Source organism: Collinsella sp. CLA-ER-H11, from assembly GCF_040092445.1.
GTDB lineage: Bacteria > Actinomycetota > Coriobacteriia > Coriobacteriales > Coriobacteriaceae > Collinsella.
Window position 1 is genome coordinate 1 of sequence record NZ_JBBNLN010000003.1, and the last position, 22800, is coordinate 22800.

A 22800-nucleotide genomic window follows, 5' to 3' on the forward strand; every position below is an offset into this window, starting at 1 on the left:
CATTTCCCCGGACAGGACCACCTTTGCCGCCGAGACCTTGAACTGCCTGTCGTATCGCTTTCTTCTTTGGGTCATCTTGAACACCTTTCGCTCTTAACTAGGTGTCCAATTCATCATACCCACTCCATGGATACGCCTAGGCACGGGCCAAGAAATCGTCCGCGCCCCCTATCTGACCCTATTTCACCGCAACTTAGAGAGCGTAAGGTATAACGCTTCACCCCAAATTAAATTGATTCGTTGAATAGACACATTACAAATTTTTAGACTTCGTTTAATCCACAAGTGGGTATTATCACACAGTAAGCACACGTGAAAGGATATACCCATGTCGCTTACACAGTCAGCAGAGCGTGCAGCGCTCAACAAGCTCATCGATTATCTCGACGACAACCCGCAAGAAAACATCGACAAAATCATGGACCTCGTGAACAAGCTGGTCCCCAATCGCGTATTTCCCGTACAGCGCGAGGCATTCACCAATGTCATCAAGAGCCGCGGCAATTGGTATGACCTAATCATGCGTGTGTTCAGCCTTAATCCCCAGATGCGAACCAAACTGCTTAAGACCCTCATTGTCGACGCCAACCTGCTTGCTTGGCCAGAGCAGGAAAAGAACCGCGAAAAGTACCAGTGCAACGTTCCGTGGGCCATCCTGCTCGATCCCACGAGCGCCTGCAACCTGCATTGCACGGGCTGCTGGGCCGCCGAGTACGGCTACAAGCAGAATCTCTCGTTCGAAGACATCGACTCTATCGTTACGCAGGGCAAAGAGCTCGGTACGCATACCTACATCTATACCGGCGGCGAGCCGCTCGTCCGCAAGCACGACCTGATCAGAATTTGCGAAAAACATCAGGACTGCGTGTTTCTCTGCTTTACCAACTCCACGCTGATCGACGAGGCCTTCTGCGACGATATGATTCGCGTAGGTAATTTTGTCCCCGCCATCAGCGCCGAGGGCAATGAGCACACCACCGACGCCCGTCGCGGCGAGGGTACCTACGCAAAGATCGAGCACGCCATGAAACTCCTGCGCGAGCGCGACTTGCCATTTGGTATCTCCACCTGTTGGACCAGCGCCAATGCCGATACGGTTGCTACCGAGGAGAACATGGACTGGATGATCGACGAGGGAGCACTCTTCTGCTGGTACTTCCACTTTATGCCGGTTGGCCGCAATGCAACCTCCGAACTCATGCCCACGCCCGAGCAGCGCGAGCACATGTATCACTTTATCCGCGAAATGCGTGAGAAGAAGCCGCTGTTTACGCTCGACTTCCAAAACGACGGCGAGTTTGTAGGCGGATGTATCGCCGGCGGCCGCCGCTACCTGCACATCAACGCCGCCGGAGACGTGGAGCCGTGCGTGTTCATCCACTACTCAAACGCCAACATCCACGATGTGAGCTTACTCGACGCGCTGCGCTCTCCCCTCTTTATGAAGTACTACGAAAACATGCCGTTCAACGACAACTACCTCAAACCATGCCCCATGCTCGAGAATCCCGACGTGCTGCCCAAAATGGTCGCCGAGAGTGGCGCAATGAGCACCGATCTCATCGAGAAGGAGTCACCCGAGCAGCTGCGCGAAAAGACCCAGGCTGCCGCCGAGGCATGGTCACCTGTCGCCGACCGCATCTGGAACGACTTCGACGATCCGCTATACACCAAGCGTCACGAGGACAAGTCGCAGGGTATGGCCGATAGCGACATGCACAAGTTCGAAAAACAAGGCCGCACACTCAAAAACGGCGATTAATGCTGCCCTACATGACAAACGCTCAGAAATGAAGCGGAGCAGCCTCGGGGCTCATCTTCGAGGCTGCTCCGCCTTACCATCAAAACAGTTTTACTAAGTTGCGGTGAAATAGGGACCAGAACGGCCTTCCAATAACCAAAACAATCCCTATTCCACCGCAACTTCTTTAAGTTGTTGAATTATCGATGCTATTCGAAGCGAGATTCCAGACTCGACAGACCGTTGAGAGTCAGGTCGTTGGCGACCTCAGAGACGCGCTCGATAGGAACCGAGCCGTCAGACAGCGCCCACGTGCGATAGATACCGATAATACCCGACAGCAAAAACGCCAGATAGTAGTCGAACATCTCGTCCTTGAGACCTTGGGGCAGCAGATCGCGTTCGGCAATCTCGTGCTCGAGCGGCGCACGAAGACGAGCCATAAAATCATCGAGCGGAATGTTCTCGATCAGCTGACGATTGAGCACCAAGTTGTTGCATAATGCCTCGTTAACAGTTTTAAAGAAGGTCGCGGCCGCGCCCAGGGCGCGCTCGTTGGTGTCTCCGTCCATTGAAGCAAGCGTTTTCTCGACCGAGTCGACAATCATCTCCACCACATCGACGGCAATGGCATCGAGCAGGCCGTCAACCGTACCAAAGTGAACGTAAAAGGTCTTGCGGTCGACATTGGCCTCGCGCGCGATGGCACTCACCGTAATGTCTGCCAGCGGCTTTTCCATGAGTAGGCGCTCGAAAGCGGAAAGGATGGCATTACGGCTGCGAACGATGCGACGATCAAGACGCGGTTTGCTGGTTGCCATGGGCGTGTCCCTTCGATATACGAGCATTCATCAACAGATGAGAGATAATCTACGTAAGAGGATTATCCCCCATACAGCACAAATATGCCTCGCATCATGAAGAACGCACGACTGCCCTACTGGGACTTGGGATGCTTCATCTTATTGAGTGCCGACGGAGATACGCGAATACCATCGCCTGTCTGGCGCACATAGGCTTTATGAGCCAGCTTAGCGGTCCCAGAAGCCTTCTGAGCGTGCTTCTTGGGATCAACGGTAACAGCATTCGTAGGGTGCGGCTTAGTAGGCGCAGAGGGCGTCTGAGGCGTGCGGCCGAGCTTGCGCATCACACGATCCCAGCGCGCATGGATGCTCTCGTTGTGGGCGCTCTTAAGTCCCAGCAGGGGCGCAGCCAAAATGGTCGGCGCAATAAACGTAATGAGGCGCCACAGCAGATAGCCGGCGGTCGAAGCCGACCCAAAAAAATGACCCAAGAACAACGCAAAGCCGCCCTCAGCGCCACCAGTTCCACCGGGCAAGGGAACCGCAGAGCTCAGCAGCTGGACAAAGGCGCTCGCGGCCATGACCGAGAAAAAGTCGACTTCGTGGTGGCCAAAAGCAAGCATCAGGAAATACGGCACCAGATAGAAAAACGCGAGCTGCAGCATGGTGATAAACACGGTGAGCAGCATGGAAGAAAAATGTCCGGCCGAAAGCTTGAACTTCTCGGAGAAGGAGTAGATCTCGCCATCGACAAACGTGCGCCATCCCTCGATCTTAGTGGCCGAGACACCAATGCGCTCAAGCCAATTGATGATGCAATGGGCGACGCGCGTGACGGTCTTAGGCATGAGCGCGACGGCGAAGATGCCCAGCAAGATGCAGCAGTGCCCACCAAAGCTAAAGACACACAGCAACGTCATGTCGCCATAGCGCTCGGCAAAAAACGGCATGCGAGCAAGCAGTAGGATAGCGCCCCAGGCAACGAGGCCAAACTGGTACACGATAAAACGCGTGAATTGCGTGGCGCCGGCCTCGCCCACGTTTTGGCCGGCCTTGGTCAGGCGATAGATTTGAGCCGGGGTGGAGCCCATCATCATGGGCGTCAGGTTACCAAAGAAGATGCCACTCGCCTCGACCGAGATCAGGTCGCGGATGCCGACGGGCGAATTGGGATCGAGCCAGACGGCGATCGCATAGGCCACAATGCCAAAGAACAGGTACATGAACATGCAAAGACACGCGACAACGAGCCATGACGCCTGGACGCTCGACATAGCGGCCCAGAACTGCCCCATCTGCCCGGTTACCACCAGATAGACGATATAACCTACCAGCACGACGCCGATAAAGATGGCGCCGCGGCGTGCGCTCTTATTGTCATCTCCGCCCGAGGCCTCAACCTCGACCTGGGGCTTAGACGTATGCTGAGAGGACTCCGTCATGAGACTCCTTCTAACAGTCAAAATATCTTGGATATTGTACCCGTAAGGGCCATAGGCAGAACGCAAAGCTCTGGTTCAAACGGGAATTGCAGACGGTTGTTTGAAAATAAAAAACCCGGCCTTCCATAGGAAGACCGGGTATCAGATGCGTGGTAGCCCGTACCAGATTCGAACTGGTGATCTCCGCCTTGAGAGGGCGGCGTCCTAAACCGCTAGACGAACGGGCCATAAGCCTCAGCAGAAAAGAAGTGGTAGCCCGTACCAGATTCGAACTGGTGATCTCCGCCTTGAGAGGGCGGCGTCCTAAACCGCTAGACGAACGGGCCACATGACATCTGCACTGCCGTGCTGCGAGGAAATATATTACGGGACAAAAAACGTCAGCGCAAGAAGAAATTCCAAATTGCCCAAATTTTGTCGGCAGGTTATGGAACACGCAGGTAAACTGGGTAGCTAATTCAAGTTGAGATGGACCAAAAGAGCTTCGCGATCGTTGGGAATGTTGTCTTCGATCACGGCGTCGAGGGCGGCGTTGAGTAGCTGGCCTAGTTCGGGTCCCGGTTTAACGCCTGCACGGATCAAGTCGGCGCCGTTGATGGCGAGCATCTTGAGCGTATAGGGCTCCCCTGCCTTCAGCAGCTCGTGCGCCATCGCGCGCATCTCCTCAATCGTCTCAACGTAATAGAAGCACGATGGGGCCTTGCCGAGCGTGTCAGCACGCTTAAGGTCCATGAGCTCGTCAATCAGACGGGCCGTGTCGACGCCCTCGCCAGAAAGCGCGCGCATCATATTGAGCAGGCAGGAGCGCTCGGGGCGCAGCGGCTTATCGTGATATTTGATGAGCAGGCAAACGTCGCGCACCAGGTCGTGCGAGAGTGCCAGGCGATCCATAATGACGCGCGCTTTCTTGGCGCCGAGCTCGGGATGACCGTAGAAGTGTCCGCTGCCGGCGTGATCGACCGTAAAGCACTCGGGCTTGGAGACATCGTGCAAAAACGCCGCCCACATAAGGCTCGACGATGGCGCGACGCCGTCGCACAGCGCCAGCTCCCCTGCCACCGTCAGCACACGGGCGATATGCTCGTAGACGTTAAACGCATGATAGACACTTCGCTGATCAAACCCGCGACCCGCTGCCAACTCGGGCACAGCGGCGCAGATGAGCTCAGGGTAGCGCAACATGGCGTCTCCCCCGTGACCGGTCGAAAGAATGCCCTCGAGCTCAATACCCACACGCTCGCGCGCTACGGCATCGAGCAGCGGCGCGCACTCGGCAAGCGCACGCTTGGTCTCGGGCTCAATCATAAAGTCCAGGCGGCAGGCAAAGCGCACCGCGCGCAGCATGCGCAGGGCGTCCTCGTTAAACCGGCGCTTGGGATCACCGACGGCACGAATCAGCTTGCGGTCCAGGTCGCCCTGGCCGTCGTAGCGGTCAACCAGGCCGCGCTCGGGATGCCAGGCCATGGCGTTGACGGTAAAGTCGCGGCGCGCCAGATCGTCCTCGAGCGAGGCGGCGCGCTCGACGCTCTGAGGATGGCGCCCATCGGTATAGAAACCATCCAGACGGTACGTGGTGACCTCGATACGCTCGCCATCGGAAATAGCCGTGATTCCGCCAAATTTAATGCCCGACTCCACAACCACGATGCCGGCGGCCTCGAGCGCCGCCTTGGACTCCTGCCACAGGCCGCTACAGCACATATCAACATCGTGGCTGGGGCACCCCATCAGGGCGTCGCGCACCCAACCGCCCACGTACCAAGCCTCAAGACCAGCCGCCTCAAGCGCGCGCAGGACGCGTAGGGACGCATCGGACGGTTGCGTACCGTTGAGCGAAACATTGCACATGCCTATGGCCTCCTGCACTTGTGAGCGTTAATCGATGGTTCTCAAGAAGTCTAACAAGAAACGAGAAAGCGCGCACACGCAATCGCGTCGTTGATTAGATAAAACGAGACAGCAGACACCACATATGTTCAGCGCGCAAAAAACACCCGCCTTGGTAATCCAAAGCGGGTGTTCGGCAACGATGTATCGATGCGGCTAGCAGACCTGGCGAACCTCGATGTGCTTCTTATATTCGTCCACCTTGGCAAAATCGCCCAAACCGGGGCACTCGACCACGTTGGCGCCGGTGGCCATCGACAGGCGCAGGGCGTCCTCGACGCGCTCGGGGGCGTCATGCCACACGGACAGGAAGGCAGCGAGCGAGGAATCGCCGGCACACACCGTCGACAGCAGCTTGACGTCGAAGGTGCGGTTAGCAAACCAGATGTGCTTGCCGTTGGAGAAGTACGCACCGGCGCCGCCGAGGGTCAGCAGCACGTTCTTGGCGCCCTTGGCATGAAGCTCAGCCATAGCGCCCTTGACGGACTCATCGTCGCCACCGCTCACCTTAATGCCAAAGATATCGAGCAACTCGTCGTCATTGGGCTTGATCAGCAGCGGCTCCATGGCAATGAGATCTGCCAGCTGATGGCTCGAAATGTCGAGAACGAACTCGGCACCCTTGGCCTTGACGCGGCGCAGAACCTCGGCCAGGAAGCCCTCGGAAGTGTTGGGAGGCAGCGAGCCGCTGATTACCAGGCAGGTCATGTCATCGAGCGAATCGATGAGCTCAAACATCTCCTGCTCATTGACCTCGTTGATGGCGGCACCGGCGTTGACCATGTTGTACTCGGTGTCGGGGCCGGCATTGAGGAACACGTTGACGCGCGTGATGCCGTCGGTCCACACGGGCTTGACGGGCACGCCCAGGGCCTCGGCGCCCTTGACGATGAACTCGCCCGAGAAGCCAGCGAAGAAGCCCAGGATCGTGGTGTCGACACCGTAGTGGTCAAGCGTAAACGAGACGTTGAGGCCCTTGCCGTTGGGCGTATAGACGGCGTTGCGAGTACGCGTGACGGTGTTGGCAGCAAGGCCGTCGCAGGCGATGTTGTAGTCAATGGCGGGATTTGCAGTGAGCGTGTAAATCATGAATGTTCCTTTCACGAAGCAACGTGTTAATGAAAGTATATTCCACGCATCGGTAAAAGGCTAGGACAACTCGGTGAACGGTGTGGAAGCGATGAAGTACGGCGGGACACCTCTCCCCCGTGGCGGAACAAAAAGGCGCCCCAGCCAAAACCGGGGCGCCGCATGCGCACGAATATGTCGCGTTTCGATTACTGACGATCGAGCTTGCGGACAGCAACGCGCTTGCTGTACTCGTCGACGTGACCGAAGTCGCCGATGCCGACGGACTCGGCAACGTTGGCGCCGGTGGCCATAGCGAGCTTCATGGCCTCCTCGACGTTGTCGCGATCCCTGTACCACTTGTGCAGGAACGCAGCGAGGGTGCAGTCGCCGGCGCAGACGGAAGAGACCAGCTTGATGTTGAACTCACGCTTGGCGTACCAGATGTCCTCGCCGTTGGAGAAGTAAGCGTCGCCGCGGCTACCACGGGTGAGCAGCACGTTCTGAACGCCGGCGTCGTGAGCCATCTTCATGGCAACGCGGACCTCGTCGTCGGTGTCAACCGGCACGCCGAAGATGGCCTTCATCTCGTGATGGTTCGGCTTGATGAGCAGCGGCTTCTTGTGAGCGAGCTCCTTGAGCTTGTCGGAGGACAGGTCCAAGACGACGTCGGCGCCACGAGCCTGAGCGTGCTCCATGACCTGAGCCAGGAAGTCGGGCGTAGCTTTGGGAGGAACGGAGCCGGAAACGATCAGGCACTCAAGATCGCCCGCGGTATCCAGGATGTTGTAGAGCTCCTCCTGGTGCTGCGGCGTAATAGGAGCACCCGGGTTCAGGATGCCGTACTCGTGCTGGCCATCGTTGACGTAGGTGTTAATGCGCGTGATACCGTCGGTCCAGACCGGGCGGCAGAGGCAACCCAGGTTCATGACCTCCTCGACGATGAACTTGCCCGTGAAGCCGGCGAAGAAGCCGAGCGCGACGGTGTCGACGCCCATCTTCTTAAAGGCGAAGGACACGTCGAGGCCCTTGCCGTTAGCCGTGTAGCTGGCCGAGCCGGTGCGGACGTTCTCGTCGGGCTCGAGCGGAGAGCTCGAAACCGTCATGTCGACAGCCGGGTTAGCGGTTAGCGTGTAGAACATTTACAGTACCCCCTGTATATGTGAGGGCCGCGTGGCCGGCCCATTCCAACCACGCGGTTACCTCTGATACCAAATTAGCGAGCTGCGGACTCGAGCAGTGCCTTGACCTCGGCGGCGGTGTTGCAGGCGAGCGCCTTCTCGGCGAGCTCGTCGCACTCGGCCTTGGTCCACTGGCTGATGGTCTTGCGGGCGCGCAGGATCGACGGAGCGCTCATCGAGAACTCCTCCAGGCCCCAGCTGATCAGCAGCGGCTCGAGCAGCGGATCGGCAGCGGCCTCGCCGCACATACCGACCATGATGCCGGCCTTCACGCCGCTCTCGATGATGTTCTTGAGCGAGCGGAGCACGGCGGGATAGTAAACCTGGTACAGGTTGGAGATGGTGTCGTTACCACGGTCGGCGCACATGGTGTAGCCGATCAGGTCGTTGGTGCCGATGGAGAAGAAGTCGGCAACCTCGGCAAGACGGTCTGCGAGCAGCGAAGCAGCGGGCGTCTCGACCATGATGCCGACCTCGATGTTCTCGTTAAACTTGCGACCCTCTTCGGTCAGCTCGGCCTTGCACTGCTCGACGAGCTCCTTGACAGCCAAGACCTCCTCGACGCAGGTGACGAGCGGGATCATGATCTTGACGTCACCGAAGGCGCTAGCGCGCAGCAGAGCGCGGAGCTGGACCTTGTACTGGTCGGGATTGGCCAGGCAGTAACGCACGGCACGGAAGCCCATGAAGGGGTTATCTTCCTTGACCATGTGCAGATACGGAATCTCCTTGTCGCCACCCACATCGAGCGTGCGGATGATGACCGGAGCACCCTTGAGCGCGCTGGCGACCTTACGGTAGGCGTTGAACTGCTCCTCCTCGGAAGGAAGCTCAGCGGAGTCCATGAACAGGAACTCGGAGCGGAACAGACCGATGGCCTCGGCGTCGTGATCGAGCGCGTTGGGCACGTCATCGGGGTTACCGATGTTGCAGGCGATGATCTTCTTGATGCCATCGGCAGTCACGGACGGCTTGCCACGGAAGGCCTCGAGGGCTGCCTTCTCGGCAGCGAAGGCCTCGGCCTTGGCGGTATAGGCAGCGAGCGTCTCCTCATCGGGATCGGCCTCGACGATACCCTTGCCGCCGTCGACGACAACGGTCATACCGTTGCGCAGCGCGGTGCAGCTGTTGGAAACCGAAAGGACAGCCGGGATCTCGAGGGCGCGCGCAATGATCGCGGAGTGCGACGTGCGGCCACCGGTCTCGGTGACGATACCGGCAACGTGGGCCTTATCGATCGTGGCGGTCATGGACGGCGTGAGGTCGTGCACGACAACGACAGTGTTCTCGGGCAGGACGGAGAGGTCGACGACCTCCTTGCCCAGCAGCTCGGCCAGAATACCGGTGCGGATGTCGGCGATGTCGGCCGCGCGCAGACGGAACATCTCGTCGTCCATAGACAGGAACATGTTCTCGAACATGGTCGAGGTGTCCATGAGCGCCTGCTCGGCGCAGGTACCGCCGTCAATGGCGGCGTTGATGGCGTCGGTCATGCCCGGGTCCTGAGCCAGGACAATGTGTCCGCTCATGATCTCGGCCTCGGCCTCGCCCACCGTCTCCTTCATGTGGTCGGCCTGAGCCTGGGTCTTCTCGCAGAAGACCGAAAGAGCGGACTGATAGCGCTCCTTCTCTGCTGCCGAATCAGCAACCTCGTGCGGCTCAAACGTCAAGTCGGGATCGACGGCAACCATGACGGTGCCGATACCGATGCCCTCGGAAGCGTTGACTCCCTGATACATACCCATTCCTCTCTCCGTGTCATGTGATAAAGCGTTTTGCCATATCCATGACAAAAGAGCGCAGCTACCTTACAACAGGTCACTGCGCCCCCAAATATGAACTTAGTTGTTCAACATGCGACCCGTTTGAGTTCTACTCGCCAAGACCGCTCTTGATGAGCTCGATGGCAGCAGCCAGAGCCTCGGCCTCGTCAGCGCCGTCGCACTTGACCTCGACCTCGGTGCCGCAGGGGATACCAGCAGCCATGAGGGCCATCGGGGACTTGCCGTTGACCTCCTTCTCGGGGGTAACGACCGTCACGTCACAGGCATACTTGCCCATGGTGGAGGCGAACAGACCAGCCGGACGCATGTGCAGACCCTGAGGATTAACGAGGGTAGCCTTCTCAGAAACCATAGTTGACTCCTTTTTGTGTTTAACCCCTGTCAAGCATGTGGCAGGAGTCAGATTCACGACGTTGTTTATATTAACTCACATCAAACGGTTTTTCATTGTGTTTCAGACGAATTATTGGACAGATGTGTTTGTCGTCCGCTTGCTCGCCGGGCGGGGCGATTAAGTTTGCTGCTCTACAGTCCTGCGCAAGACGGAAAGCACATTAAGTGCTTTCCTTTGCGTGCGGAACTCGCGACAAACTTAATCGCCCCGCCCGGCGAGCAAGCTGCGGAAACTCGGTCGATCCAAAGTAATATCGTGCGAACGGAATTCTGGCTGATGAACTATTCGCGACAAAGACTCGATAGGCAGCCCATCTATGCCCTTTTATAAGTTGCGGTGAAATAGGGACTGAATTTGGGGTTGAATCGTTTAAACAGTCCCTATTTCACCGCAACTTATGGGAGGGATAGAAAAAGGCGGGGGCTCCTGGTGGAGTCCTCGCCTTATGTACAGAGGGCGATGTTATTCGCGTACCGTGGAATTAGACCAAGCGGGCGTTGATCGTCTTGGCGATCTTGACGGCGTCGGTGGAACCCTTGACGGTGGCACGGAAGTCCTCGTCCATGAGCGCCTCGGCGACCTTGGACAGGATCTTGAGGTGCGTGGTGCCGGCCTGGGCACCGGGGATGAGCAGGGCGATAGCCACGTTGACGGGAGCGCCGTCCATGGTGTCCCAACCGGTCACGCCGGACTCGTCCTTGACGACGATAACAGCAGCCTCGGTAATGGCGTCGGACTTGGCATGCGGGATGGCGAAGCCCTCCATCATGCCCGTGGTGCCCTCGGCCTCGCGGGCCAGGAAGGCGTTCAACACGGCGTCGGCGTCGCTGGCGATACCGGCCTTGACAGCCTGGTTGGAAACGAAGCTCAGAGCCTCGTCACGAGAAGCGAAGTCCTCGGCAACAAAGACATTCTCGACCTTAACGAAGTCGGCAGCCTCGGCCTTGGGGGCCTCGACGGCAGCGGCCTTGGGAGCCTCAACCGGCTTGGCTGCAGGAGCGGCCTTCTGATTCTTCTCGAAGTCGTACTTCTTGAAGGCCACGAACAGGATGCCACCGACCACAGCGCCGATGAGGATCGCGAGGACCCAAAGCGGACCGTTCTCGACAACGGGCAGGACCAAGAAGCCACCGTGAGGCGCCGGATCGTGAACGTTGAACATAATGGTCAGGATCGAAGCGATAGAGGAACCGAGCATCATGATGGGCATGACGGGCCAGATGTTCTTGGTCATGAACGGAATGGCGCCCTCGGTGATGTGGGTGCAACCAAGGATGAGGTTGACGACACCGGCGTCGTGATCCTCCTGGCTGAAGTACTTCTTGCCGACAACGACGGCAAAGGTGGTGATCAGCGGCGGAACGATGCAGGCGGCGGAGACGGCAGCCATGAAGTTGGTGCCGAAGTTGTAGGTATCGGTGCCAACACCGGCGGCCAAAGCCTCGGTGAGCATAGCGGTACCGGTGACGTAAGCAGCCTTGTTGACCGGGCCGCCCATGTCAAAGGCGCACATGCAGCCAATGGCAAGACCCAGTACAACGGCGCCAGAGGCGGACAGACCCTTGAGGAAGTCCATCATGGCGGTGTTGATGGCAGCCATGGGGCCGGAAATGCCGAGCATGACCAGGCCGACGATAGCCGTCGAGAACAGCGGGTACAGGAAGATAGCCTTGAGGCCGTCCAGGTTCTTGGGCAGACCGGCAAAGACCTTCTCGAGCAGCAGGATGACATAACCGGCGAGGAAGCCGCCGACGATGCCGCCCAGGAAGCCGAAGCCCACGCCGACGCCACCGGCGTCGATCATGCCGGTCTCGGCGTTAACAGGCAGGCCCTGGATGGCGATCATACCGGCAACAAAGCCGGGGACGAGCGCCGGGCGCTTGCCGATGGACTCGGCGATGTAGGCGGAAAGCACCGGAACCATGAGGTTCATGGCGATGCCGCCGATGATCTTGAGCATCGCAGCAAAGCTGTTGTAGTCAGACGCCGTCGAATCGAAGGACGTAATGCCCCACAGGAACGAAACGGCGGTCAGAACACCACCGGCAACGACGAAGACCAGCATGTGGCTGACGCCGTTCATGAGGTGCTTGTAGATGATGTGGCCGATGGACTCCTTCTCCTCGACCTCGTCCTCGACATCGGCAGCGGCTGCAACCGTGCTGTCGCCCTTGGCGGCGAGCGCGCGGTCAATCAGCTTACCGGCGGCCTCAACGGACAGGGCCTTGGAAACACCAACGGAAACCATGGGCTTGCCGGCGAAACGCTCAGCCTGGACATCCTTGTCGGCTGCGACGACGACGGCCTTGGCACCAGCGATCTCACTCTTGGTGAGCTCGTTCTCGACACCGACCTGGCCATGAGTCTCGACCTTAATGGTCAGACCGCGCTCGGCAGCTGCCTTCTCCAGCGCCTCCTTCGCCATGAAGGTGTGCGCAATGCCGGTCGGGCAACCGGTCGCGGCGATGATGTCAAACTTAGCCATGTGTCCCTCCTTCTTGAGTACAGCGCCCGCGGGCGCTCCCCTACACGCGCTTCGATGGGCGTTTTTCCACAACTGAAAGATACCAACCTACCGTCCGCGTGAGAAGAGCTAAGGTGCAAATCTCCGGTGAAAGGTTCTTTCATAACCGTAAACGGTAAGTGAAAGTTTACCATCAACACTTGAAACGGCAAGGTGTATCTTGTAATTGAAAATGCCCGTATACTATGGCATTGCGAATCAAATTAGATTTTCATGCCAACCAGGAGCCATCCATGACCGATAGTAGCAAGAGCGCACTTTCCCTCATTAGCACCCATCAGGGATACAGCGAATCCGAGCAGCGCATTGTCGACTATATATTGGAGCACCAGTCCGAGGCTCCACGCCTCACGGCCGCTCAGCTCTCGCGCGCCGCCGCCACGTCCGAGGCGACCGTTTCGCGCTTCTGCCGCAAGCTTGGCTTTGGTAGCTTCCGCAGCTTTCAGTTTTCGTTGGCGAGGGATTTGGAAAGCCAGCGTAACGAGGGCCTGACTGACGAGGTCTCGCTCGACAATATGGAGCAGAGCCTCAAGAACATACTGGCTGCCAAGGTGAGCGAGCTTAATGCTACCATCGACGGGATCGACCACGATACGCTGGCGGCTGTTGTGCATGCCCTTAAGCATGCAGGGGTTATTGAGTTTGCAGCTGTGGGCAATACGAACGCGGTCGCGCTCGATGCGACGTTTAAGTTTTCGCAGCTGGGCCTGCGCTGCATGGCGAGCACCATCAGCGAGACATCAATCGGCTTTGCGCTCACGTTGCGCCCGGGTGACGTCATCGTGCTAATCTCAAACTCCGGCAAATCGCGCCGACTGAATCGCATGGCAAAAGCGGCTCGCAACTGCGGCGCAACCGTAGTCGTCATCAGCAGCGACAGTAAATCCCCGCTCGCGCGCCTGGCAGACTACACTTTTAATACCGTCAACCACGAAGCGCTGCTGACGACAGGCGACTTTGCGTTCTCCAAGATCAGTGCCACGATGATCATCGAAGTCATCTACAACTTCCTGCTGCCCGAGATTGAAGACGCGCGTGAGCATATCAGCTACTACGAGGAGCTCATCCAGCCGGATAAGGTCGTTGAGTAGGTAAATTGGGGAGCCGATAGACGCCCCTCGCCACGAAATCCGCCCATCTACTACGTTTTAACCTCAAGCGCCAACCATACACCCAAAATAGAGAAAACCGCAGGCGTTCTACCTGCGGTTTTCTTTTTGCAATTCTTGGCGTGGTTGCCGATGCCCTGCCAAACGTAGTAGATGGACCCGTTTCGTGGCGGCCGGATTGGACATACATGTGGCGGCTCGGCCTAGGCACGCGCCTCCGCAAGCATCTGTTTGGCGTGCGCCAGGCTTGCCTCGGACTGATCGCCGCTCAACATGCGGGCGATCTCGGCGGTACGCGCTTCGCCGGTTACCTCGTCCAAATGCGTCTGGGGAACATCGCCTGGTTCCTTGCTGACAACATAATGCTTGTCGGCCATGACGGCGACCTGCGCCAAGTGGGTTACGACAATCACCTGATGCGTAGCGGCGAGATCTGCGAGCACGCCCGCGAGTGCACGCGCCGTGGAGCCACCGACACCAGCATCGACCTCGTCGAACACCAGCGTATCCACGCCATCTGCGTTGCCGAGGACGGCCTTGCTCGCCAGCATGACGCGGCTCAGCTCGCCGCCCGACGCAATGCGGCGCAGGGGGCGCGGCGTCAACCCGGCACCGCTGCGATACAAAAGCTCATAGCTCGAAGGGCCCGCCGGCGTCCACTCGGCACGCGGAAGATCGCGCGACTCCCAAACGAGCTCGGCGCCGCCCATCTCCAGGCGCGCCATCTGACGGCCAACCTCGTGACAAAAACGCGGAGCTGCCGTATTCCGCGCGCGTTTAAGCGCCTTGGCAGCAGCAAAAAGCTCGCGTTCGGCGCTCCCAAGCGCCTCGCGCGCCTTCTTGATCTGCTCATCACCATCATCGACCAGGGAGAGCAGTTCTTGTGAGCGATCGCGCATGGCAAAGACATCGTCCATGGTGGGCCCCCACTGACGCAGCAAGCCCTTAAGATCGGAATAACGCTCGCGCATACGAGCCAGCTCGCGCGGATCGAAGGCGACTCCATCGCGATAGGCGCGCAGCTCGTTAGCACAATCCTCGAGCGAGATGCAGGCATCCGAAAGCGCATCGGCAATGTCGCCCAGCTTGCGATCGACAGTAGCCATGCGGGAAAGCTCCGCCACGGCACTGTTCACGGCATCGAGCGCTCCCCCTTCAGCTGCAAGCGATACATGGGCATCATTGGCCGTGGCCACCAACACCTCGGCATGCTCGGAGCGCGGCAACAGCTCCTCGAGCTCCTCATACTCACCCGGCTTGGGGTCGACCTCGGCGATGCGCTCCAGGGCGAAGCGCGCCTCCTCAACGCGGCTCCCCTGCGCGCGTGAGGCTTCCTCCACACGGCGAAGCTCCTTGGCGACGGCACGCGAAGCCTTAAAGCAGGTGCGATACTTCTCGAGCGCCTCGAGTGCCGGGCGCCCTGCCCAGGCATCGACCATGGCAACATGATGTGCCGGGTCGAGCAGGCGCTGGTGCTCGTGCTGACCGCAAAGATCCATCATCACGCCGACGCGCTCCGAAAGTTCGCGCACGCTGGCGATGCGGCCGTCAATTTTTACACGGCTGCGGCCCTCGGCAGAAAGGCTGCGCTGCACGGTGAAGCCCTCCGTGTCGTGCGGGCCATCAAACAGGCGCGCCTCGACGCTGGCAAGTGCCTCGCCCTCGCGAACCGTCGACGAATCCGCGCGCTCGCCCAAAATGAGCTTGAGTGCCGAGAGCAGCGCGGTCTTACCGGCGCCGGTTTCTCCAGTCAGAACCGTTAGACCCGTGCTCGGGACCAACGTCGCCTCGCGAATGAGTGCAATGTTGGAAACCTGCAGCTCATCGATCATGACGCACTCCGTAGAACACGCGGCTCACCGAGTTATAGAAACTCTCGGGACCATAATCCAGCAGCAGCACATCGCCGGGACCACGGCGCACAGCCACGCTCTCGACCGTGCCATCGCAGGTAATAAATTGTCCATCGATGGCAATCGCAGGCACGCTCGGGCGATCATCGGACATAAAGATCTCGACGACATCGCTCGGCGAGGTCAAAAAGGCGCGAGCCTGAATGGTATGCGGAGCGATGGGCACACAGACCATACCCGTGTAATCGGGGCTGACGATGGGGCCGCCGGCGGAAAGCGCGTAGCCGGTGGAGCCGGTCGCCGTCGAAACGACGACGCCGTCACCGCGCAGGCGGTCGATATGATGGCCGGACACCGTGATGTCAAATTCGACCATATCGGACAGGGGCCCGCGCGTAAGCGCCATATCGTTGAGGGCAAACGTGCGCACGACATCCTTCGTGCCGTCTTCGCGAACTGAAACGATATCGGCGGCGATGGTGGCGCGGCGGCTCACGTGGAGCTCACCGGACAGGGCATCGCTCACAACCTGCAAAATATCGCGTTCCTCGGGACTGGCCGCCGTTAAAAAACCCAGGTGGCCATAGGAAAGACCCAAAATGGGAATCTCGCGGTAGTTGAGGATGCGGGCGGCGCGCAGCAGTGTACCGTCGCCGCCGAGCGTAATGACCAGGTCGGCATCGTCAACATCGGGCGCGCTCTGGATCTTGGAGCGCTGGTCGGCAGCCCATGCGACCTCGTAGCCCTGGCGCGAAAGCCAAAGCTCGAGCATCAGGCCGCTCTCGACCGCTTCTTGCTTGTAGAAATTGGGAACCAGAAAGACTTTCATAGCGTTGCAGCTTTCTCGCTCAAAACCGATACCTGGGATTGCAGCTCATCGTCGGTGCGTTCGCCGGGGGCAAACCTCGTGCCGTACAGGAAAAACTCGACGTTGCCCTTGGCGCCATGGATGGGCGACACGCACACGTCGAGCGGGAACAGGCCCTTGGCAGCAAAGAGTTCAATCGCCGCCACGAGCGTATCGCGGCGAACGGCAGGGTCGGTCACGATGCCGCCCTCGTCCACCAGCGCAGCCGGCGCCTCAAACTGCGGCTTTACCAGCGTGCAAAACGAACCCGAAGGCTTCAGGCACGCTAGCACGGCGTCGATGACATTCGAGATACTCGTAAACGACACATCGCACACGGCCAGGTCGATAGCGCCGCCGTAGCCGAGCTCGGGCAACTGCGTCACATTAGTGCGCTCGTGGAGCGTCACGCGATCGTCTTGGCGCAGCGACCAATCAAACTGAGCGCGACCCACATCGACCGAAACGACTGTGGCGGCGCCGCGCTTGAGCAGGCAATCGGTAAAGCCGCCCGTGGAGCATCCCACATCGAGGCAGGCAAGGCCCGTGGGATCGATACAAAACGCATCGAGCGCGCCCTCGAGCTTGAGCCCGCCGCGCCCAACGTAGGGAATACGACCCTTCACGTGCAACGGCAGGCCCGGCATCACCTTGAGCCCCGGAGAGGTCAAACGCTCACCGCCGCTCGAAACCAAGCCGGCCATAAGAGTGCGAAGGGCATCCGCGCGATCGGCGCAGATGCCCTGTGAAATCAGTTCGTCATCGAGACGCACACGTTTCATGAATGCCATCAACCATTCGTATCCTGAGACGCGGCCTGGCTATCCTGGGATTCGTTTGCCGCATCCTCATCGTATTCCTGCTCGAGCTTATCGGCCTCACGAGGCGTCAACTCAAACTTATCGACCATATCGACCGCACGGGAGCCCAGCTCAATCGCCTCGTCAAACAGATCAAGCGAACGCTCCAGGGACGTATCCTTGGAGCGAACGGTCGCGATAATCTGGTCCAAGCGGTCCGAGATCTCGTCGAAGTTGCGGACGGAACCCTCTGGCATGGCTACTCCTCGACGGTACCGGTCTCGGCCTCGGCGACCTCGGCGTCCTCATCGAGAACGCCGGCCGCAGCCTGAGCGGCGGCAACCTTGGCGGCAGCCTCGGCAGCCTGGGCCTTCTCGCGGGCACGGTCCTCGGCCAGCAGCTCCTGATAGAGGTCCTCGCCCGGCAGCTCCTCGCTACGAGCGATCTTGCCCAGCACGCCGTTGACAAACGACGCGGACTGGTCGGTGCCATAGGCCTTGGCAAGCTCGACTGCCTCGTTGATCACGATGGCGTCCGAGACCTCCTCGTCGGTGAGAAAGCGCATCTCATAGACGGCGATGCGCAGCAGATTGCGGTCGGCACCGGGCATGCGCATAAGATCCCAGTTCTTGGCGACGGAGCGAAGGGCGCAGTCGATACGGTCGATGTGCTCGTAGGCACCGCGGCACAGCTCCAGCGCATAGGGGTCGAGGGGACCCTTCGAGATCAGGAAATCGCCCTCGAGGACGCGCTCGAGCGGGCTGTCCGTGGCCTCGGCCTGAAACAGCAGCTGCAGCGCCTGACTGCGGGCAAGCGTACGCCCGCGATAAACCTTAAGGCTCAAAGGTTACTCCTTGGGGAAAACGAGGCCATCGATGCAAACGTCAACGCGCTCGACCTCGACGCCCACCTGGGCGTCGATGGCGGCAACCACGGCGGCGCGGACAGCCTCGGCGAGTTTCTTGAACGGATAGCCAAAGAACACCACGACTCGCACGGTAAGCGCGAGCTTGTCGCCGATGACCTCGGCCTCGACCGCCGGCTCAGAAGCCGGGGCCTTAGACGAAAGCATCATGGAGACAAGGTTGGTGGCAAGGTCCTTGACGCCCACGGAGGCGATGCCCTCGACATCCGTGACGGCGCGCGAGACGATGGCGGTCAGAACATCGGGCGAAATGCCGATGCCGTCAATCTTGATTTCCTGGGGCATGAGTCCTCCTAGAAGAGTTGGTTGCTAGACGCGGGAGACGAACTTGCCGTCGCGGGTGTCAACCTTAATGACCTCGCCCTCGTTGAGGTACATGGGGACCTGGATGACGGCGCCGGTGTCGATGGTGGCCGGCTTGGTGGAACCCTGAACGGTGTCGCCCTTGAAGCCCGGGTCGGTCTGGACGATGGTGGTCTCGATGAACATCGGCGGGGTCACGCCCATGAGCTCGTCGTCGGCGAAGAGAAGCTGGCAGGTGTCGTTCTCGCGCAGCCACTTAGCGTTCTCGCCCACCATATCCTCGGGAACGGGAACCTGCTCGTAAGACTCGTTGTCCATGAAGATGTAATCGGCGCCGTCGTTGTAGAGGTACTGGAACTCACGGGTGGTGAGCATGACGCTCTCGAACTTGGTGCCGGCGTTGCAGGTGTTCTCGACGACGCGGCCGCTCTTGATGTCGCGGGTCTTGTAGCGCACGAAAGCGCCGCCCTTGCCAGGCTTGACATGCTGGAACTCGACGATGGTGTAGACCTTGTCCTTAATGCGGAGACCGAGGCCGTTCTTGAAGTCGGCGGTAGAGATAGTAGGCATAGCGACCTTTCTTGTTATTGGCGAGACGCACAAGCGTCCAAATTACATACGAGCGAAATTATACACTTGCAGACGGCGCCTACGGCGTGCGCATAAAAAGAGAACGCGGGACGCCCGAATCGATCCGGACGCCCCGCCTCCAAAAACCCAAATGGATGGTTTAGCAATCGATAATATGCAGGTCATGCGGCGTCTTGGTGAAGGGCTCGTAGCCGTTCTCGGTGACGACGCCGTAGTCCTCCAGGCGCACGCCGCCCACGCCGGGCAGGTACACGCCGGGCTCCATGGTGATAACCGAGCCGACCTCGATGATGTTCTTGCTGCGGTTGAAGTTGGGCAGCTCGTGGATGTCGATGCCCACGCCGTGGCCCAGACCATGGTTGTAGTAATCGCCATAGCCGGCATCGCCGATGATCTTCTTGGAAAGCCTGAAGATATCGTTGCCCTCGACGCCCGGATGGATGGCGGCGACGCATTCCTCGTGCGTGCGGCGCACGAGCGCGTACAGGTCAAGCTGCTCCTGGGTGGGCTCGCCCATCACGACGGTACGCGTCATGTCGGAGCGGTAGTCGCAGTAGCCCGCACCGTAGTCCATCAGGACAAAGTCGCCCTTCTCGATCACGCGGTCGCTCGGGACGGCATGCGGGTTGGCGGTGTTGGGACCGCTCGCCACGATGGAGCCAAAGGCCAGGCTGTCGGCGCCGTTGGCGAACATAAAGTTCTCAAGCTCGTTGCGGACCTGCTTCTCGGTCATACCGGGCTTAATAAAGCCGAGCATGTGCTGGAAGGCGGCATCGGTGATCGACTGCGCGTGGCGCATGAGCTCGATCTCCTCGGCATCCTTGATGGCACGCATCTTGCGGATGTCGTCGTGCATCAGCGGCAGCATGCAGGCGACGGAGCGGTCCTCCAGACCACGCTGGATACCCTGGTAAAAGTTAATCTGCATGTCATCCTCGACGGCGCAGACGCGGCACTTGTTGGCCGCAATCTTGCCGGCGACCCAGCCGGGAATGGTGCCCTCGTCCATGTCGTAGACCCAGGGGCTGCCGGCGGGCGTGTTCTCCTCAAAGCTGTTGAGATAGCGCGAGTCGGTGTGGAACAGGCACTGATCGGCCGTAATAAACGCGGCGTGCGGGAACTCGAAGGTGTAGTCGAAGACGCCCTTCACGCCCGTGAGCCAACGGAGGTTGGCCTCGTCGCGCACGACGATGGCGTCGTAGCCGCGCTCGGCCATCAGGGCACGGACACGCTCGATACGACCGGCAGGACCGGCAGCAAACTCAGACATGCAGATTCCTTTCTTGTTGTCCTCAAAAAAGTGGGACGGGCTTCAAACGATTAGCGGAATCACAAGCGATTCGCAACAGATTGAAAACCCGTCCCTCAAAATGATACGAAAGACGATGGATGTCAATAAAGTTAGAGAAGTTCCTTGCGAGAAGCCAAATAAGCCTGTGCATGGCGCTCGAGCACATCGTCGTCCACGGCGTTAAGACGAATGGCGCCGAGTGCCGCGGGCAGCGGCAGCATCGTGCGATTGGAGCGTGCGAACTGCTGCCTGCGGAACTCCTCGATATATGCGGCAGGCTCCAGATCGAAGGCAAGCTCCTCGATTCCAAAGTCCTCCAGGCAGTCATCGACCTCAAAGACGTAGTCGATATCGAAGTCGCAGGCATCATGTGCTAGGCGCGCCTCAAAGCGCATACCCTCGGAAAGGAGCTGGTATGCAGGGACGTGCGCCGCAGCATCACCCAGGCAGGCGCGAAGGGTGCGCTCCCCGGTCTTGCCAAAATCGAGCGCATGGCGGGCGCTCGGGTTCGTGGCCATCAGTACGTCCTTGCGGGCAGTCTGAGACCACTGAACGGCATTGACGAGCGCGACTTCCTCGCCAGCGAGAATCTCGGGGATGGTCTCGGTAAACTGATTCCAACGGGACTTGCTGCTCGAAAGCATGGTGCCAACAAGTACCGCATAACCGAGCTTGAGGTCCTCGGGGTCCGCTTCGCGAACAAGTTCGAGGTCACACACGACCAAGCCCGGCTCGGGACGGAACGCGATAGCGGGAAGCGCATTCGCCGACGAGGCGACGAGTGGCTTCATAGTCGTCGCGACCGTGAGCATGGCGTCGAACATCGTCGGCAGCAAGGCGCACTCGGTGCGACCGCACCACTGATTGGCACACCAGCAAACGACCGAGCAGGTCGCCGTGTCGCCGACAGCGACAACGAGATCGTCGCAGGTAATGCCGTTAGCCGACAGGGCGCCAAAAACGGTATCGGCATCGGCCAGCGTAGCACCGGCAGGCGAAACCTCGAGGACAAGCGGCGACACGGCAAAACCGGCGTCGACCAGCGCATGCTCGACAACCTCGCCAAAACGCTCGGATGTGGCGCTGTTCCAAACCACCATCGCCCGCTTGGGTTTGCCCACAGCCGAGGCAAACATGCGCGACAGCTCCTCGAACGCGCCCAATCCGACGCGGACATCGACACTGCGGTTTTGGAAATTGATAAGTTGACGGCGAATCATAGCAGTCCACGCTCCAAAAGCATCTCGGCACAAAGGTAGGAAACGTCCTCGAAGGACTTGTTGCGAATATCAAGGGTAAGATCGGCAGCTTGACGATACAACGGACGGCGATGCTCAAAGAGCAGCGCCGCGTGCTCGGGCGAGCGGAAATCGGGACGCGTGTCGGAGCGGCGGATCTGGCGCATCGAATCCTCAAAATCGCCCTCGAGGTACACGCAGGTACCCATCTGGTGCATAAGCTCGATATTGACCGGCGTCTCGACAATGCCACCACCGCACGAAACCAGCAGGCTGCGCTCGCTTTGGAGCGAACGGAGCGCCGAGGTTTCGAGCTCGCGAAAGCGCTCCTCGCCCTCGGTTTCAAAAATCTCGGTTACCGATTTGCCGCAACGGCGCACGACAAGGCGGTCGGTATCAATAAACCGACGCTTGAACATCGTGCCCACGTTGCGTGCGAGCGTCGATTTGCCCGCACCCAAAAACCCGATAAAGAAGATATGGTCGCAGCCGTGCTTGGTGTGCTGGGACATGACGAAACCTATTCCTCGCAGGGAAGGTCGCGCAGGGCCCGGCGCTCAAAGATACGGAAGATCTGCGTATACCACAGGTCCTGAGTTGCCTGTGGCTTTACCAAGATCGTGTCGACGCCGGCAAAGTTACCGCTCCACACGTCCGTGTACAGCTGGTCACCGATCAGCACAGCCTCATCGGCCGTGGCGCCCAAGCGCTTAAGACCGGCCTTGAGAGCAAACGGTGCAGGCTTCATGGCATGGCTGATGGCCTCGAGCCCCAGCTCGCGTGCTGAGCTCATGACCTGGTCGCGATGCCAGTTGTTCGACACCATGCACAGCTTAAAGCCCTTGGCACGAGCGGCGTCGAGCCAGGCCGAGACGGCAGCGGGAACCTGCTCGGTATCACGCGGCACCAGGGTGTTATCGCGGTCGAGCAAAATGGCGCGCTTGCCGTCGGCCCAAAGGGTATCGAGGTCGATTCGGTCGACCGAAGCAACATATCGTTTGGGGCTGAAAATCCTCATG

General features: G+C 59.4%; 21 protein-coding genes and 2 tRNA genes. 2 read left to right on the plus strand and 21 right to left on the minus strand.

Annotation, left to right across the window (positions count from 1 at the left end):
- Positions 1 to 328: 328 nt before the first annotated feature.
- Positions 329 to 1762 carry a radical SAM protein gene (locus AAAX35_RS02785; protein ID WP_349116674.1) on the plus strand — a complete coding sequence of 478 codons (1434 nt, stop codon included), beginning with the start codon at positions 329 to 331 and terminating at the stop codon, positions 1760 to 1762.
- A gap of 188 nt (positions 1763 to 1950) precedes the next feature.
- Here AAAX35_RS02785 and AAAX35_RS02790 read toward each other — a convergent pair whose 3' ends face one another.
- The 10 genes from AAAX35_RS02790 to AAAX35_RS02835 all read right to left on the minus strand — a co-directional run bounded on the left by AAAX35_RS02790 (position 1951) and on the right by AAAX35_RS02835 (position 12785).
- Positions 1951 to 2562, minus strand: a complete 612-nt coding sequence (locus AAAX35_RS02790; protein ID WP_117746330.1) for a TetR/AcrR family transcriptional regulator — start codon at positions 2560 to 2562, stop codon at positions 1951 to 1953.
- Positions 2563 to 2678: 116 nt separating this feature from the next.
- Positions 2679 to 3986, minus strand: coding sequence for a lysylphosphatidylglycerol synthase transmembrane domain-containing protein (locus tag AAAX35_RS02795; RefSeq protein ID WP_349116675.1), 1308 nt, complete (start codon positions 3984 to 3986; stop codon positions 2679 to 2681).
- Positions 3987 to 4136: 150 nt separating this feature from the next.
- Positions 4137 to 4213 (minus strand) — tRNA-Glu (locus tag AAAX35_RS02800).
- Between the two features lie 22 nt (positions 4214 to 4235).
- Positions 4236 to 4312, minus strand: a tRNA-Glu gene (locus AAAX35_RS02805).
- A 127-nt stretch (positions 4313 to 4439) separates the two neighbouring features.
- Positions 4440 to 5834 carry an HD domain-containing protein gene (locus AAAX35_RS02810; RefSeq protein WP_349116676.1) on the minus strand — a complete coding sequence of 465 codons (1395 nt, stop codon included), beginning with the start codon at positions 5832 to 5834 and terminating at the stop codon, positions 4440 to 4442.
- A gap of 195 nt (positions 5835 to 6029) precedes the next feature.
- Complete coding sequence (locus AAAX35_RS02815) at positions 6030 to 6962, minus strand: 1-phosphofructokinase (RefSeq protein WP_349116677.1); 933 nt, start codon at positions 6960 to 6962, stop codon at positions 6030 to 6032.
- 188 nt (positions 6963 to 7150) lie between these two features.
- Positions 7151 to 8083 (minus strand): 1-phosphofructokinase family hexose kinase, encoded by a 933-nt coding sequence (locus tag AAAX35_RS02820; RefSeq protein ID WP_006233969.1) that lies wholly within the window; start codon positions 8081 to 8083, stop codon positions 7151 to 7153.
- A gap of 74 nt (positions 8084 to 8157) precedes the next feature.
- A complete protein-coding gene (ptsP, locus tag AAAX35_RS02825; protein ID WP_035138206.1) occupies positions 8158 to 9861 on the minus strand; it encodes a phosphoenolpyruvate--protein phosphotransferase in 1704 nt (567 codons plus the stop codon).
- 133 nt (positions 9862 to 9994) lie between these two features.
- A complete protein-coding gene (locus tag AAAX35_RS02830; RefSeq protein WP_022094575.1) occupies positions 9995 to 10258 on the minus strand; it encodes an HPr family phosphocarrier protein in 264 nt (87 codons plus the stop codon).
- 523 nt (positions 10259 to 10781) lie between these two features.
- Positions 10782 to 12785, minus strand: coding sequence for a fructose-specific PTS transporter subunit EIIC (locus tag AAAX35_RS02835; protein WP_349116678.1), 2004 nt, complete (start codon positions 12783 to 12785; stop codon positions 10782 to 10784).
- A 272-nt stretch (positions 12786 to 13057) separates the two neighbouring features.
- On the opposite strand from AAAX35_RS02835, the gene AAAX35_RS02840 reads away from it, so the two are divergent.
- On the plus strand, positions 13058 to 13915 hold the full coding sequence (locus AAAX35_RS02840) for a MurR/RpiR family transcriptional regulator (protein WP_226790721.1): 858 nt from the start codon (positions 13058 to 13060) through the stop codon (positions 13913 to 13915).
- A 221-nt stretch (positions 13916 to 14136) separates the two neighbouring features.
- On the opposite strand, the gene AAAX35_RS02845 is transcribed toward AAAX35_RS02840, so the two are convergent.
- From AAAX35_RS02845 to AAAX35_RS02895, 11 genes are all read right to left on the minus strand, one after another.
- On the minus strand, positions 14137 to 15765 hold the full coding sequence (locus tag AAAX35_RS02845) for a DNA repair protein RecN (protein WP_349116679.1): 1629 nt from the start codon (positions 15763 to 15765) through the stop codon (positions 14137 to 14139).
- Positions 15755 to 16615, minus strand: coding sequence for an NAD(+)/NADH kinase (locus AAAX35_RS02850; RefSeq protein ID WP_349116680.1), 861 nt, complete (start codon positions 16613 to 16615; stop codon positions 15755 to 15757). The genes AAAX35_RS02845 and AAAX35_RS02850 overlap by 11 nt, the downstream gene beginning before the upstream one ends.
- The gene (locus tag AAAX35_RS02855) at positions 16612 to 17415 is read right to left on the minus strand and encodes a TlyA family RNA methyltransferase (RefSeq protein WP_349116681.1); all 804 of its coding nucleotides are present in this window, start codon (positions 17413 to 17415) and stop codon (positions 16612 to 16614) included. The genes AAAX35_RS02850 and AAAX35_RS02855 overlap by 4 nt, the downstream gene beginning before the upstream one ends.
- Before the next feature lie 8 nt (positions 17416 to 17423).
- Positions 17424 to 17690, minus strand: coding sequence for an exodeoxyribonuclease VII small subunit (locus AAAX35_RS02860; RefSeq protein ID WP_349116682.1), 267 nt, complete (start codon positions 17688 to 17690; stop codon positions 17424 to 17426).
- 2 nt (positions 17691 to 17692) lie between these two features.
- Positions 17693 to 18277, minus strand: a complete 585-nt coding sequence (gene nusB / locus AAAX35_RS02865; RefSeq protein WP_349116683.1) for a transcription antitermination factor NusB — start codon at positions 18275 to 18277, stop codon at positions 17693 to 17695.
- Positions 18278 to 18280: 3 nt separating this feature from the next.
- Entirely contained in the window at positions 18281 to 18643 is a 363-nt protein-coding gene (locus AAAX35_RS02870; RefSeq protein ID WP_117583456.1) for an Asp23/Gls24 family envelope stress response protein, read from the minus strand.
- Positions 18644 to 18667: 24 nt separating this feature from the next.
- Positions 18668 to 19231, minus strand: a complete 564-nt coding sequence (gene efp / locus AAAX35_RS02875; RefSeq protein ID WP_117583455.1) for an elongation factor P — start codon at positions 19229 to 19231, stop codon at positions 18668 to 18670.
- Positions 19232 to 19391: 160 nt separating this feature from the next.
- On the minus strand, positions 19392 to 20522 hold the full coding sequence (locus AAAX35_RS02880) for a Xaa-Pro peptidase family protein (RefSeq protein WP_349116684.1): 1131 nt from the start codon (positions 20520 to 20522) through the stop codon (positions 19392 to 19394).
- Positions 20523 to 20653: 131 nt separating this feature from the next.
- Complete coding sequence (locus AAAX35_RS02885; RefSeq protein WP_349116685.1) at positions 20654 to 21763, minus strand: hypothetical protein; 1110 nt, start codon at positions 21761 to 21763, stop codon at positions 20654 to 20656.
- The gene (locus AAAX35_RS02890) at positions 21760 to 22293 is read right to left on the minus strand and encodes a shikimate kinase (protein WP_349116686.1); all 534 of its coding nucleotides are present in this window, start codon (positions 22291 to 22293) and stop codon (positions 21760 to 21762) included. Before AAAX35_RS02890 ends, AAAX35_RS02885 begins: the two co-directional genes overlap by 4 nt.
- Positions 22294 to 22301: 8 nt before the next feature.
- Complete coding sequence (locus AAAX35_RS02895; protein WP_117646451.1) at positions 22302 to 22799, minus strand: YqeG family HAD IIIA-type phosphatase; 498 nt, start codon at positions 22797 to 22799, stop codon at positions 22302 to 22304.
- Position 22800 lies beyond the last annotated feature (1 nt).